The following is a 14,638-nucleotide window of genomic DNA, read 5'->3' as shown; positions in this document are numbered from 1 at the left end:
ACGAGCCATTTTTATGAGGCAAATCTCATCTCACGAGGACTTTGCCTACTTGTGCAATAATTAGGTGAAAAAGGTGATCTGGCTACTATTTTTATGTGCCACTTTGAGTAATATGTACCCCATAAGTCAGGACGTAATAACTAGCCAATTATTCTGGCGAATGGATTCTTAAAACAGATTTGGCAAATTAACTGTAATTTAAGCAGAATTATTATCTAAGGATCCAAAATATGGCGACATCTACCCTTGAGCAACCTGTTGCGACTCAAGCCACTCGTATTGAAGAAGATCTATTAGGCCAACGTCATGTCCCGGCCGATGCTTACTACGGCATCCACACGCTACGCGCTATCGAAAACTTTAATATCTCCAATGTAACCATTTCTGATGTACCCGATTTTGTTCGCGGTATGGTCATGACCAAGAAAGCCGCTGCGCTCGCCAACAAAGAGCTTGGCGTGATCCCAAAAGACATCGCACACTTTATTATCCAAGCTTGTGATGTGATCCTTGAAACAGGCAAGTGCATGGATCAGTTTCCATCGGATGTGTTCCAAGGCGGTGCTGGCACCTCTGTGAACATGAACACCAACGAAGTGATCGCCAACGTGGCACTTGAACTGATGGGCAAAGAGAAAGGCCAATATGAGTTCATCAACCCAAATGATCATGTGAACAAGAGCCAATCCACCAACTGTGCTTACCCAACGGGTTTCCGCATCGCGGTTTACAACAGCGTACAAAAGCTTATTGATGCCATTGAATACCTAAAAGGCGCATTCGAAGCGAAGAGCCAAGAGTTCTCTTCGATTTTGAAAATGGGTCGTACTCAGCTACAAGATGCGGTACCAATGACGGTTGGCCAAGAATTCCACGCGTGGGCGGTAACACTAAACGAAGAAATTCGTGCTCTAGAGTACACCTCAAAGCTGCTACTAGAAGTGAACATCGGCGCAACAGCCATCGGTACTGGTCTAAACGCAGCACAAGGCTACCAAGAGCTTGCCGTCAAACACCTATCTGAGGTAACGGGTCTAGAGTGTGTACCAGCAGAAGATCTTATCGAAGCGACGTCTGACTGCGGTGCGTATGTAATGACCCACGGTGCACTTAAGCGCCTGGCGGTGAAGCTGTCTAAGATTTGTAATGACCTGCGTCTGCTTTCTTCTGGCCCTCGCGCAGGCCTTAACGAGCTTAACCTGCCTGAGCTACAAGCGGGCTCTTCTATCATGCCTGCTAAAGTGAACCCAGTGGTTCCTGAAGTGGTCAACCAGGTGTGCTTTAAAGTGCTTGGTAACGACAACACAGTGTCATTCGCAGCAGAAGGCGGTCAGCTTCAGCTTAACGTGATGGAGCCAGTGATTGCTCAAAGTATGTTTGAATCTCTGGAGATTCTGAAGAATGCTTGTATCAACCTGCGCGACAAGTGCATCGATGGCATCACCGTTAACAAAGAAGTCTGTGAAAGCTACGTTTACAACTCAATTGGTATTGTCACTTACCTCAACCCTTACATCGGTCACCATGAAGGCGACATCGTCGGTAAGATCTGTGCCGAGACCGGTAAGAGCGTAAAAGAGGTGGTACTTGAGCGCGGGCTTCTATCTGAAGAAGAGCTAGATGACATTTTCTCAGTAGACAATCTGATGAAACCTCAGTATAAAGCCAAACGCTACGAGTAATGACGCCTAAAGGCTCCCCCAGTATGGGGGGGCCTTTTTCGTACCTATTTCTCGTTGGTAAAACTTATTCCCTAATATTATCTACAACGTCCGCTTGTCATCGTGATTGATAACGGACACTCGAAACAAGGATTAACTATGGTTGCTATAGAGCTTGCCGTCGTACTGCTGTTTATTTATTTAGGCGCACGTATTGGCGGTATCGGAATCGGTCTAGCTGGCGGCGCTGGTGTCATTGCCCTCTCACTGGTACTTGGCGTACCAACAAGCCAAGCTTACATCCCAGTGGATGTGATCTTAATTATTATGTCAGTAATCACTGCGATTGCTGCGATGCAAGTAGCTGGTGGTATGGACTGGCTGGTGCAAATTGCTGAAGACTTCCTTCGCAAACATCCAGAAAGAATCACCTTTTATGCTCCCATTGTAACTTTCTTGATGACGCTTATGGCGGGTACAGGTCACACTGCATTCTCAACGCTACCGGTTATTGCTGAAGTTGCAAAAGGCCAAGGGGTGCGTCCATCGCGTCCACTGTCGATTGCCGTTGTTGCTTCGCAAATCGCGATCACAGCTTCTCCTATCTCTGCAGCGGTTGTGGCTTTTGCGGCAATGCTCGCGCCAATGGGTGTCGATTATCTAACGCTACTCGCGGTGTGCATTCCAACCACCTTTATCGCTTGTATGGTCGGTGCCTTTGTTGCGAACTTCATGGGCAGCGAGCTTAAGGACGATCCTGTGTATCAAGAGCGTCTAACGCAAGGCCTTATTAAGCTGAGTGACGCTCAAGAGCGCAACATTTTGCCGACAGCAAAAACTGCGACCTACATTTTCTTGGGCGCGATTGCGTTTGTGGTCTGCTACGCAGCGGCAATCTCTGGCTCTATCGGCCTGATTGAAGATCCTGCACTTGGCCGTAACGAAGCCATCATGACAGTGATGCTGGCTGCAGCGGCGGCGATTACACTAGTGACCAAAATCGACGCGTCTAAAATTCCTTCTGCGGCAACGTTCCGCTCCGGTATGACGGCGTGTGTCTGCGTACTTGGTGTGGCATGGCTTGGTTCAACGTTTGTGAATGCACACGTTGACGGCATTAAAGAGCTAGCGGGCGCGCTACTGGAAGACTACCCGTGGATGCTGGCAATGGTACTGTTCTTTGCTTCTATGCTGCTTTACTCGCAAGGTGCGACGACGGTTGCCCTGATGCCTGCAGCGCTAGCAATTGGCGTAGCGCCACTGACCGCGGTTGCTTCATTTGCCGCAGTAAGTGCTCTGTTTGTACTGCCAACTTACCCAACACTGCTTGCTGCGGTTGAAATGGATGACACAGGCTCAACGCGCATCGGCAAGTATGTGTTCAACCACCCGTTCTTTATTCCGGGTGTGACTACCATAGCAACTGCGGTTGCGCTTGGCTTTGCATTTGGCGGTCTACTGATCGGCTAATCGCCAGCAAACTTGCTTAATGAACTGAGAGCTGCGTTGTATCGCAGCTCTTTTTTTATCTTCAATGAAACATTTCTCGCTATCTTCCTGTCTTAACATCATATAACCTCATCATATTGTTAAACCTTGGTTGCATAGCGTTCATGACTCGACTACTTTCTCAATTTTTGCTGCTTTCCCTGACCACATTGGCGTTGCCTAGCTGGGCTCTATTTGGAGATAACAACACCAGCAATGCCTTTACCCCTAGTGGCACGAATACCTTTGTTCCTGTTGATCAAGCGTTTCCAATGAACGCCTATCAGCAGGGTGATCGAGTCTATATCGACTGGCAAGTCAAACCTGACTACTACCTCTATCAAGACCGTCTAAGCTTTAGTGGTGAAAACGTCACCCTGGGTCATATTGAGCTGCAACAAGGTGAACCGTACACCGATGAGTTCTTCGGTGACGTGACAATTTACACCCAACCGCTGTTTGTTGAAGTGCCGCTGAGCCAATATCAAGCAGGCGCGAAACTGATTGTGCAATATCAAGGCTGCGCCAAAGCGGGGTTCTGCTACCCACCAGAGACTCGCGTTATCGACATTACGCCGTTTAGCTTTGATGCCGTTTCCGATACCACTACTGACACCCAACCAGCAGCGACACCACAGTCAGCAACGACTGGAACAGCTCCCTCTGGTAGCAATAACGACTTAACCGACAAACTCGCGCAAAACTGGTGGACGCCGGCGCTGTTTTTGCTGCTCGGTATTGGTCTCGCTTTCACGCCTTGTGTATTGCCAATGTATCCGATCCTCACCAGTATTGTGCTGGGTGGCGGCAAACGCAGTCATAAACAAGCGCTGCTGTTATCTATGGTCTATGTGCAAGGCATGGCGCTCACATACACCTTGCTTGGCCTTGTCGTGGCTTCAGCGGGGATGCAGTTTCAAGCCGCGATGCAGCACCCGTATGTGCTTATTGGCTTGAGTGTCCTGTTTGTGGCACTGGCGCTGTCGATGTTTGGCCTCTACACCTTGCAGCTGCCAAGCAGCGCGCAAACCTGGCTCAATAATCTCAGCAATCAACAAAAAGGTGGCAACTTATTAGGCGTTTTTGCCATGGGGGCGATATCCGGTCTGGTGTGCTCACCTTGCACAACCGCTCCATTGTCCGGTGCCCTGCTGTACGTCGCACAAAGTGGCGACTTACTCACCGGCGGTGTGGCGCTGTATGCGTTGGCGCTTGGCATGGGTATCCCATTGATTGCCGCCGCGGTCTTTGGCAACAAGCTTCTACCAAAAGCGGGAAACTGGATGGATCGCGTAAAAATCCTGTTTGGCTTTGTGCTACTCGCTGCACCCATTTTCTTACTCGAGCGTTTACTGCCAGAGTTTTGGAGCAGCGTATTATGGTCTGGTTTGGGTATCGCCGCCTTTAGCTGGCTGTATCATCAAAAGAATGCCTTGCCATTTGGTGGCTGGAAGCAAAGCTGCGTGGGGATTATTGCGATTTTAGGTCTGTTTGCGTCAGCGCAGCCACTACTCAATCACTGGCTCGGTGCGCCGACAAGTAGCGACTCCGAGATCAGCGTTAGCTTTACCCGAGTTAACAACCTTGCCGAACTCAACGCAGAGCTAGACAAAGCGAAACTTGCCGGTAAGCCTGTAATGCTCGATTTTTACGCTGATTGGTGTGTCGCTTGTAAGGAGTTCGAAAAGTACACCTTCCACGATGCGAATGTCGAGCCTGTCCTAGCTAACTTTGTTTTGCTGCAAGCGGATGTCACGCGTAACCAGGTGCAGGATATCGAAATGCTCAAAGCAATGGATGTGCTGGGATTGCCGACCATTGAGTTTTGGGATGCGAATGGCACTCAGCTTCCAAGTGCGCGTTTAACCGGCTTTGTTGGCGCCGAGGATTTTTTAGAGCATTTAGACCAATACGCCCTGCTCAATGAATAACCGATGAGGTTTTGCGTCCGCGTTCAGTAAAAAGTCGATTCTGCTCAGAGTTTTGTATTGATTCATTTGTCCAAACTCAGTGCAGAATCAATAATAACGTTAACACTTTTGCAAAATAACTGAGACGCTATGGAACCGAGCTATACCATCATTATTGCTGATGATCACCCACTGTTTAGGAATGCACTGTTTCAGTCTGTTCATATGGCAATCAGTGGGGCGAATCTGCTCGAAGCGGACTCGCTGGAATCTTTGCTCACTTTGCTTGAGAAAAGTGAAGAGCCCGATCTGATACTGCTCGATCTTAAAATGCCAGGCGCCAACGGCATGTCTGGCCTTATCCACCTTCGCGCTGACTATCCTGATATTCCCATTGTGGTGATTTCCGCCAGCGAAGAGCCAAGTATCGTCTCACAGGTCAAGATGCATGGTGCGTTTGGCTTTATTCCTAAATCCAGCGATATGCGCGCCCTTATCGGCGCCCTAAACAAAGTGCTCGAGGGCGAACCTTACTTCCCTGCAGAACTGCTCATCGATAACAGTGAAAGTACTGACCTAGCAGAAAAGATTTCAACGCTAACCCCGCAGCAGTACAAAGTACTCGGTATGCTCTCTGACGGCCTTCTAAATAAGCAAATTGCTTATGATCTCAATGTATCAGAAGCGACCATAAAGGCACACATGACCGCCATTTTTAGAAAGCTTGGCGTCAAAAATCGAACTCAAGCCGTCATCTTATTACAACAAATGGAATCAGAGGGTTAGCCCTAACTCTCGCTACGAATCATGCCCTGGCTGCTATTATGTAACTGGGCATGAATAGTGTTATTAAAACATTGATACCAGCCACAATACGTTAAATAATAGCGCCGCCAGTTGTTATCGCCTTAGCTTCAGATTTTAAAATTGCGATTATTCGTCACTGGCTCTGTTATCCCTCTGTTTCACCAAACTCTGGGAGGTTCGCTTTGCTCAGTATTCTCGTTACTCAATTCGTCGTGCTTTGGGCTGTCATTGACCCTATTGGCTCGGTACCCGTTTATCTTTCGCAAACCCAACATCTTGACGTCAAACATCGTCGCATCGTCGCACTAAAAGCGATCGCGATCGCCTTTGGTGTGTTGTTATTCTTCCTTATCGCTGGTCAGTTACTGCTTGAAGCGATGCAGATACCTCTACCAGCATTTCAAGCTGCGGGCGGATTAGTCCTCCTATTGTTCGCGCTGACAATGATATTTGGTGAGAGCAAACCAGAAGAAGAAACCAAACTGAGCCAAGAAGTAAGCCGAGATCAACTTGCCGATCTCGCCGTCTATCCACTGGCGATCCCATCTATTGCATCGCCAGGTGCGATGATGGCTATTGTGCTTCTGACTGACAATCATCGACATTCCATTATGGATCAGGGACTTACGGCGCTAGTGATGCTCGCCGTACTCCTCATCACTTTGCTACTGCTGTTAGGCGCCACTACGATTCAGAAGTGGATCGGCAATGTAGGTGCTGCCATCATCAGCCGAGTGATGGGATTGATCCTAGCTGCGGTTGCCGTGAGCAACTTATTGCAAGGGATTAAAGACTTTTATATCTAAATTTATCGATAGACGTTAGACCTTTGGCTAATTTAACATTAGATTAACATCACAGTTTTATTTCCCCTCAAACTCAAGCGCCTGTTTTTATGGCGCTTTTCTTATTTTTACAGTCGACTAAAGTTGCACTGAGTTCTTGTCACTAGCCTGCTACCTTATTAAACGTAACAATACGTTAACGCAACATGATAAAGGAGAAGGCCATGGCGTTCGAATCATCAGAACAAGCTCAAGCCTATTGGAAGGAAAATCTAGGAATCATGGGTTCCCTACTCGCAGTATGGTTTATTGTCTCATACGGCGCGGGAATTCTATTTGTTGACGCGCTTAATGCCATCCAATTTGGAGGGTTCAAATTGGGCTTCTGGTTTGCACAACAAGGGTCGATCTACACCTTCGTTGCGCTAATTTTCGTCTACGTCGCTCGCATGAACGCGCTCGACAAAAAGTACAATGTACAAGAAGACTAAGAGGCGCAAATAATGGATATTCAAACTTGGACGTTTATTCTGGTCGGTATCACCTTTGCGTTGTATATCGGTATCGCAATCTGGGCACGCGCAGGTTCTACTAGTGAGTTCTATGTCGCAGGTGGCGGTGTACACCCGGTAGCAAATGGTATGGCGACCGCAGCAGACTGGATGTCGGCAGCGTCGTTTATTTCGATGGCAGGTATCATCTCATTCATCGGTTACGATGGTGCAGTATACCTAATGGGTTGGACTGGCGGTTACGTACTCCTTGCACTTTGCTTAGCCCCTTATCTACGTAAGTTCGGTAAGTTCACCGTGCCAGATTTCATTGGCGATCGTTACTACTCTAAGACAGCACGTATGGTTGCAGTATTCTGTGCCATCTTCGTCTCGTTCACTTATGTGGCCGGTCAAATGCGTGGTGTAGGTGTGGTATTCTCACGCTTCCTAGAAGTCGATATTAACCTTGGTATCGTCATCGGTATGGCCATCGTATTCTTCTACGCGGTTATGGGTGGCATGAAAGGGATTACCTATACTCAGGTAGCACAGTACTGTGTTCTTATCTTTGCATTCCTAGTACCTGCAGTATTCACATCTCTGATGATGACAGGTTCAGTCTTCCCACAAGTTGGCTTTGGTTCTACCATCACCGGATCAGAAACTTACCTGCTTGATAAGCTTGATGGACTCACTGAGGAGTTAGGTTTCACCGCCTACACCGATGGGTCGAAGAGTATGGTTGACGTGTTCTTTATCTGTGCGGCACTGATGGTAGGTACAGCAGGTCTTCCACACGTAATCATTCGCTTCTTCACCGTTCCACGTGTAAAAGATGCACGCATCTCAGCAGGTTGGGCACTGGTCTTTATCTCTCTACTTTACACAACTGCTCCAGCAGTAGCGGCATTTGCTCGCGTTAACATGATCGACACCATCAATGGTCCAGACATGAAAGGTGTTCAAGCGACAGAAGCACCAAGCTGGTATAAGAACTGGGAAAGCACGGGCCTTGTTGGCTGGGAAGATAAGAACGGCGATGGTCGTATGTTCTACTCAGGTGACGAACGTAATGAGATGAAAATCAACCGCGATATCATCGTACTGGCTTCACCAGAGCTGGCTCAACTTCCAAACTGGGTAGTGGCACTACTTGCCGCGGGTGGTTTGGCAGCGGCACTATCAACGGCAGCGGGTCTACTCTTGGTTATCTCGACGGCGGTCTCCCATGACCTGCTCAAGAAAGGCTTTAAACCCGATATGACCGATAAGCAGGAGCTCATGTATGCTCGGATAGGCGCGGCAGCAGCGGTTATCGGTGCGGGTTACCTTGGTATTAACCCACCAGGCTTCGTGGCTCAGGTTGTTGCCTTTGCCTTCGGTCTGGCTGCTGCATCCTTCTTCCCAGCGATTATCTTGGGTATCTTCTACAAGAAGATGAATAAAGAAGGCGCGATCGCCGGTATGCTTTCAGGTATTTTGTTCACAGCGGCTTACATCATCTACTTCAAGTTTGTAAACCCTGCAGCAAATACACCAGACAACTGGCTATTTGGTATCAGCCCAGAGGGCATCGGTACACTAGGTATGTGTCTAAACTTCACAGTTTCTATTGTGGTCAACAAGTTTACGGCTGAAGTACCAAAAGACGTGCAAGATATGGTTGAGTCTATTCGCTACCCGAAAGGTGCTGGCGCGGCACACGACCACTAAGATTACCAATACCAAAATAGAAAAAGCCGCTGCAATTGCAGCGGCTTTGTTTCGTGCTAGCGAAAATTTAATTAGTCGTAACGTGCGAAACGATACTCAACATCGACGAAGCCTTGATACATTGGCGTACCGTCAGAGGATGCAACTTTACTCACTTTCACATCTGCATCATAAATTTCCACACTGTTATGTTTTAAGCTTTTGTGTGGAGTGCGCAAGATGTACACAAGATCGTGAGATGGTGTGCTCGACAACGTCTCCATGATTTGATTGCCCTCTGCAATCGCTTCTGCCTCAGTAGCATACATGGCAGTGTGCACGCCACCATTGCCGTAAATGTTGTCAAACTGCGCATACGACACAGCTGGAACCATCGCAAAGACTGCTGCAAGAGATAATAGTTTTTTCATAATGACACCTCGTAAAGTAGCACTTACCGTGCTCGACAATCAGGTGAACGTACCACAACCTAACGCTCAACCAACTCCTCCGTTGAAACGAAGACCTACCTAAAAAGTATTAAAAACAATAAAAATAGAATTACTTGTCATAACGATTTTCATTCCGTTTAAGGTCGCTTTTCGTTGCATTTATTACTTCGTTGATACTGAATACGACCCGACATAGGTCACATTTATTTCAAATAAAATGTCGCCTAAAGTTCTAGAACTCCAGAAGTCGTTGATTAACAACAGCCTAAAACGACAGATTAGTTGATTTAAGTCTCAATAATAATGCAACGATATGAAACTCGCTTTCCTTATGATTAAGAATAGTTGGAAATTCGTAAAGCGTCTGTCAACTAACGTAAAGATAGGGTGATATTACGTAAAGGTATCAGAAGCGCACCGATCATTAATAAAAGTAATAATGGTGCACCACTGTATAGAAGCGAGGTTATGGCTGGTTGAGAATGGCGCGCAATTTAAGCGGCTTCACAGGCTTAGCAATAAAGGCAAAGCCGTTGGACTTGATCCCTTCAAGCATTGACTCCGTGCGATCAGCACTGATGATCACCCCTTTAAATGAGTCTCCTACTCGCAATCGAAACTGCTGAAGCACTTCGAGCCCGGTGCGACCATTATCAAGTCGGTAATCTGAGAGAATAACATCTGGCTCCCAGTCTTGGTCTAAGTGTTTAAGACTGCCAACCAAATCAAGCGCAGTGCGCACATCGCAGCCCCAACGAGCGAGTAAGGTTTCCATACCCACTAAGATATCAGGCTCATTATCGACGCAAAGCACTTTCAGATGCTTGAGTCCGGCATCGCTGGTAGCAGCCGCTTTCACCGGCTCCGCTGCGACTTCGCTGGCCAGATCGAGCGTAATCGAGAATACACTGCCGCGATCTGGCCATGAGCGCATCGAGATTTGATGATTGAGCACACGAGCGATCCCTCGAGAGATCGCGAGGCCAAGCCCCAACCCTCGGTCTGCTCTCGCTTGGTCAACACGGGTGAACTCGTTAAAGATCTCTTTCTGCTTGTCCTCCGGAATACCAATGCCGTCATCCCATACATCGATCCGCACCCGACCATTGATACGCCTTGCACCAAGCAGCACTTTGCCCTCAGGGTTGTAGCGAAACGCATTAGTCAAAAAGTTCTGCAATACACGGCGCAGCAACTTAGGATCAGATTTAACGATAAGCGAGCTAGAGACCACGGAGAAATCTATCTGCTTACCTTTCGAGATAGCACCGAACTCAGCTTGTAGCGTCTCAAATACCTCAGAGAGATGGAAACCACGAACGTTGGTCTGCAGCTTACCTGATTCCAAACGTGAGATATCGAGTAGATCGCCAATGAGCTCTTCCGCGGCACCAAGGGCACTTTCAATATGTCCGGATAGTTTTCGTCCTTCCTCATCTTTACTGACTTCAGACAGAGAGGAAGCAAACAAACGTGCCGCGTTGAGTGGCTGCATCAAATCATGGCTCACCGCGGCCAAAAAGCGCATTTTCGATTGTGATTCCGACTCCGAACGACGCGTTGCCAATACCAAACGCTGGTTGAGCTGCTCAAGCTCATGTGTTCGCTCGACTACACGTTCTTCCAAGCGCTCATTGGCATCGCGCAGCGCCGTTTCCGCCTCTCTAAACACGGTAATGTCAGTAAAACTCATCACAAAACCGCCACCTGGCATCGGGTTGCCTTGCACTTCAATTACGCTGCCATCCGCTCGAACGCGCGATGAAGTATGCGGAGAGCCTTGCTCAAGGTGAAAGATACGCTTTCGTACGTGTTCATTAGGGTCACCCGGCCCACACAGACCTTGCTCAGCGTTGTGACGGATCACATCCGCGATAGGCCGTCCGACTTGGATAAGCCCAGAAGGAAAGCTAAACAGCTCCAAGTATCGACGGTTCCAAGCCACCAGTCGCAGCTGTTTATCCACTACGGCAATGCCTTGACCAATATGCTCAATCGCCCCCTGCAGCAGACCACGACTGAAATGGTAAAGTTCCGAGGCCTCATCAACGATGGTTGCCACCTCTTCGAGCTGCATATTGCGACCTTGCAGCGCTGAAGTCAGGACCAACTTTGCAGACGATGCACCAAATACCCCGGCGAGGACACGCTCGGTATGCCTGATAAGCTCAGCAGAGGCTTGCTGATTTGGTAGTGGTTGATTGTCTTGTTGTTTCCAGTAATGTCTAAATGCGCTGCGTACTCGCGTGCGACCGACAAAACGCGAGGCAAGCATTTCCAACTCTGCCACCGTGACTCGGCTTTGATATAGGCTGAGGTTTTCACTTTCCGGTAGTGGTGTGCCTACAAACGAAGCCGACTGCAAACGTTCAGTCAGACTTGAACGCGTCGCCAGCGAAATCACAACAAAGCAGAGCGCATTCAATACGACAGAAATCAGCATCCCCCAGTCGGAGCTGGCAATGCCCCAAGAGATCAACATTTCAGGCGGGGTGATAATACGCAGTAGTAAATTGGTACTGGCATCTCCAGCCAGGAGGCCGGTTTCACCCATCAAGGTGATCAGCCAAATCGCGAAACCAACAAACAGCCCAACATAAACGCCTTTACGATTACCCAGACGCCAGTACATACCACCAATCAGCGCCGGAGCAAATTGAGTGATGGCCGAGAAGGAAAGAAAGCCAATCGCAGACAGAGAATGGATGGTATCCAGTGCTTGATAAAACAACCAAGCACCAAATAGCAAAGCACAGATCAAGGCGCGGCGAATGATTAACAGTAGCCCCGACAGATGTCGATGAGAGCGATGCGCTAACTTTATACGACGCAGCAACAGTGGCATCACCAAGTCATTTGATACCATAATGGCCAGTGCAATCGTCGAGACTATCACCATACCACTCGCGGCCGAGGTGCCTCCTAAAAAGGCCAATAAGGCAATATGATTGGCTTCGGCAAACTTAGGAATACTGATAACAAATGTATCGGGTGACGTGCCCATCAATAGCCCCTGCCCTACCCAGGCAATCGGCAACACGAACAGCCCCATCAACACTAAGTAGACAGGGAATAACCAGCGCGCGGTATGTAAGTCCTGAGCGCGTTCATTTTCCACCACCATGGTATGAAACTGACGAGGTAGACAGACGATCGCCATCATGGTCAGGCCGGTGTGGATCAATAATGTCGGTATGTTGGGCGATTGGTAAGTACTGGAAGCCAGCTCCACAAGTTTGATATCCGGACGCTCCCAGGCGAGATACAAGATGAACACCCCTACCACCAAAAATGCCACCAGCTTTACAATGGACTCAAACGCCACGGCCATCATCATGCCGCGGTGATGCTCAGTATTATCGATATGGCGGGTACCAAATAGCATGGTGAAGATCGCTAGCGCACCCACCACAAACCAAGAGATGTGCTTATCTTGATAACCCAGCTCAGACGCTAAATCCGGGGCGACGACTTCAAGTCCCATGGTGATACCGCGCAACTGCAGTGCGATATAGGGTAAGATCCCTGCGACGGCAATTAAGGTCACGACAACCGCAAGACCTTGAGATTTACCATAGCGAGCCGCAATAAAGTCGGCGATTGAGGTGATGTGCTCGCGCTTGGCGATAAGAATAAGGCGAGCGATGACGCGCCAACCTAAAGTAAAAACGATGATTGGCGCGATATAAATCGGTAAGAACGCCCAAGGATTACTGCTGGCCTGACCGACGGTGCCGTAAAAGGTCCACGAGGTACAATAAACCGCAATGGATAGGCTATAAACCCAAGGCCGCCAGTTGGATAACCACTTTTTTTGCCTATCCCCGTACCACGCAATAAGAAATAAGATGCCCAAATAGGCCAAAGACACGGGGACGACGATCCATCCTTGCATAAGTGATATCCCTTTAAAATCGTTAACTATTATTTAAAGGGTTATCACAAACTTTCTCAAACTCCGTAACTCAATTCTGTGGCTCAGGCTGAGGTTTTTCCTGGATATCTTTCAGGGTATTTTTACGTGGTTCGACTTTGATAAACAGCGCCAATACTCCCATCGCCGCCATACCCCAGAACACATTCGCGCCCCAGTTCTCATAGCCCCAACCGCTCACAGCCATCATCAGAGCAATGAACGCGCCTAATGGGATGGCATTATACAGAGCCTGCAACGCCACCATTTTGTTGGCTTCCGACTTTTGGATGTATTGAATCGCCGCAATGTGGGCAATCGCAAACGTCACGCCGTGCAAAAGCTGAATCACCACCAGCGCACCGACTGCCGTGGTCGACGCTGTCAAACCCCAGCGTACTATGACGCCGAATGACGAAATCACAAACAAGGTGCGTAGCGACCAACCGGCAAACCACTTTTTACTAAAGGCAAATAGCATCACTTCAGATACCACACCCAAACTCCACAAATAGCCAATTAGACTTTCTGGGTGTCCTGCTTCCTTCCAGTAAATAGAGCTGAAGCTGTAGTAAGCGGCGTGGCTTCCTTGGATAAGCGCAATCAACACCAAAAAGCGGATCACAGAGGCATCTTTCAATAGAGACGTCAGTTTGGGTCTTGCCGCATCATCAACATGCTGCGACACCGGCATGGTAGAAGGGTTACGCATCACGAGTAGCATTGAAATCACAAAGCCTGCTAATGCGGTGTAAACAATCATGTTGGCACCAAACTGAGAGGCCAAATACCCCACCACCGATGAGCCAGCAATAAACGCCACTGAGCCCCAAAGGCGAGTACGGCCATAATCCAACATATTGAGATTCGCGTAATGATTCGCCGCGGCATCCGACAGAGGAACTACAGGACCAAAACTCAAATTAAACAGCACCGTAACCAACGCTAACATCGCGAAACTTGGACCGGTGGCCAAATGTGCAGCCACAAACAAGGTACACGCTAACGTCGCCCAGCGCAGTGCTGGCAACAAACTTTCCGCTTTATGAATACGCGGTGTGATAAGCAAGTTCGCCACGCATCGAGTCGCAAATCCCAACCCCATCAACAAGCCCACATCGGCCGCCGATACTCCTTGGTCCTCAAACCACAGCGCCCAAAACGGTAGGTAAACACCGTAGGCAAAAAAGAAACCAAACAAATATTGGGAAACCCAAGCAAAAGGGGAAGGCGTTAACATGTTTTATGATCCTAGCGACAACAGGAAATTCGGATTAAGAAAAGAGGCGCTATTATGCTACGAGACCCAGTCCATAAAAAGGGAATTAATACCTAATACAAATTTCCCCCTATCCTGCGTGAGTGCTGCCTTGAGCCCAATTCGACGCACTGTGTTCGACTAAAGTCGTCTGGAGCTTAGCGGCGAATTTGCCAGA

At 48.5% G+C, this 14,638-nt stretch carries 10 protein-coding genes; 7 read left to right on the top strand and 3 right to left on the bottom strand.

From position 1 onward, the window contains the following. Positions 1 to 230: 230 nt before the first annotated feature. The 7 genes from aspA to AAA946_RS01125 all read left to right on the top strand — a co-directional run bounded on the left by aspA (position 231) and on the right by AAA946_RS01125 (position 8,858). Positions 231 to 1,682: an aspartate ammonia-lyase gene (gene aspA / locus AAA946_RS01155; protein WP_338163318.1), complete on the top strand. Its 1,452-nt coding sequence runs from the start codon at positions 231 to 233 to the stop codon at positions 1,680 to 1,682. Positions 1,683 to 1,820: 138 nt separating this feature from the next. Beyond that, positions 1,821 to 3,131, top strand: a complete 1,311-nt coding sequence (locus AAA946_RS01150; protein WP_338163317.1) for an anaerobic C4-dicarboxylate transporter — start codon at positions 1,821 to 1,823, stop codon at positions 3,129 to 3,131. A gap of 143 nt (positions 3,132 to 3,274) precedes the next feature. After that, positions 3,275 to 5,080, top strand: a complete 1,806-nt coding sequence (locus tag AAA946_RS01145) for a protein-disulfide reductase DsbD (protein WP_338163316.1) — start codon at positions 3,275 to 3,277, stop codon at positions 5,078 to 5,080. A 129-nt stretch (positions 5,081 to 5,209) separates the two neighbouring features. After that, positions 5,210 to 5,845 (top strand): response regulator transcription factor, encoded by a 636-nt coding sequence (locus AAA946_RS01140; RefSeq protein ID WP_338163315.1) that lies wholly within the window; start codon positions 5,210 to 5,212, stop codon positions 5,843 to 5,845. A 203-nt stretch (positions 5,846 to 6,048) separates the two neighbouring features. Beyond that, positions 6,049 to 6,672, top strand: coding sequence for a MarC family protein (locus tag AAA946_RS01135; RefSeq protein WP_338163314.1), 624 nt, complete (start codon positions 6,049 to 6,051; stop codon positions 6,670 to 6,672). A gap of 203 nt (positions 6,673 to 6,875) precedes the next feature. Then, the gene (locus AAA946_RS01130; protein ID WP_006075415.1) at positions 6,876 to 7,142 is read left to right on the top strand and encodes a DUF4212 domain-containing protein; all 267 of its coding nucleotides are present in this window, start codon (positions 6,876 to 6,878) and stop codon (positions 7,140 to 7,142) included. A 12-nt stretch (positions 7,143 to 7,154) separates the two neighbouring features. Then, positions 7,155 to 8,858 (top strand): sodium:solute symporter family protein, encoded by a 1,704-nt coding sequence (locus AAA946_RS01125; protein WP_338163313.1) that lies wholly within the window; start codon positions 7,155 to 7,157, stop codon positions 8,856 to 8,858. 71 nt (positions 8,859 to 8,929) lie between these two features. On the opposite strand, the gene AAA946_RS01120 is transcribed toward AAA946_RS01125, so the two are convergent. The 3 genes from AAA946_RS01120 to AAA946_RS01110 all read right to left on the bottom strand — a co-directional run bounded on the left by AAA946_RS01120 (position 8,930) and on the right by AAA946_RS01110 (position 14,442). Then, positions 8,930 to 9,268: a DUF3316 domain-containing protein gene (locus AAA946_RS01120; protein ID WP_338163312.1), complete on the bottom strand. Its 339-nt coding sequence runs from the start codon at positions 9,266 to 9,268 to the stop codon at positions 8,930 to 8,932. Positions 9,269 to 9,755: 487 nt separating this feature from the next. Further along, the gene (locus AAA946_RS01115; RefSeq protein WP_338163311.1) at positions 9,756 to 13,184 is read right to left on the bottom strand and encodes a PAS domain-containing hybrid sensor histidine kinase/response regulator; all 3,429 of its coding nucleotides are present in this window, start codon (positions 13,182 to 13,184) and stop codon (positions 9,756 to 9,758) included. Positions 13,185 to 13,254: 70 nt separating this feature from the next. Further along, the gene (locus AAA946_RS01110) at positions 13,255 to 14,442 is read right to left on the bottom strand and encodes a 3-phenylpropionate MFS transporter (RefSeq protein ID WP_338163310.1); all 1,188 of its coding nucleotides are present in this window, start codon (positions 14,440 to 14,442) and stop codon (positions 13,255 to 13,257) included. Positions 14,443 to 14,638: the final 196 nt, after the last annotated feature.

Source organism: Vibrio sp. 10N (assembly GCF_036245475.1).
Classification (GTDB): Bacteria; Pseudomonadota; Gammaproteobacteria; order Enterobacterales; family Vibrionaceae; genus Vibrio.
The sequence above is the reverse complement of the archived record's forward strand: the minus strand, read 5'-3'. Positions and strand labels throughout refer to the sequence as shown.

Excerpts from the sequence above, each read along its gene's own strand:
- AAA946_RS01150 (WP_338163317.1), top strand. The coding sequence starts at position 1,821 with ATGGTTGCTATAGAGCTTGCCGTCGTACTGCTGTTTATTTATTTAGGC.
- AAA946_RS01145 (WP_338163316.1), top strand. The coding sequence starts at position 3,275 with ATGACTCGACTACTTTCTCAATTTTTGCTGCTTTCCCTGACCACATTG.
- AAA946_RS01140 (WP_338163315.1), top strand. The coding sequence starts at position 5,210 with ATGGAACCGAGCTATACCATCATTATTGCTGATGATCACCCACTGTTT.
- AAA946_RS01115 (WP_338163311.1), bottom strand. The coding sequence starts at position 13,184 with ATGCAAGGATGGATCGTCGTCCCCGTGTCTTTGGCCTATTTGGGCATC.
- AAA946_RS01110 (WP_338163310.1), bottom strand. The coding sequence starts at position 14,442 with ATGTTAACGCCTTCCCCTTTTGCTTGGGTTTCCCAATATTTGTTTGGT.
- aspA (WP_338163318.1), top strand. The coding sequence starts at position 231 with ATGGCGACATCTACCCTTGAGCAACCTGTTGCGACTCAAGCCACTCGT.
- AAA946_RS01130 (WP_006075415.1), top strand. The coding sequence starts at position 6,876 with ATGGCGTTCGAATCATCAGAACAAGCTCAAGCCTATTGGAAGGAAAAT.
- AAA946_RS01125 (WP_338163313.1), top strand. The coding sequence starts at position 7,155 with ATGGATATTCAAACTTGGACGTTTATTCTGGTCGGTATCACCTTTGCG.
- AAA946_RS01120 (WP_338163312.1), bottom strand. The coding sequence starts at position 9,268 with ATGAAAAAACTATTATCTCTTGCAGCAGTCTTTGCGATGGTTCCAGCT.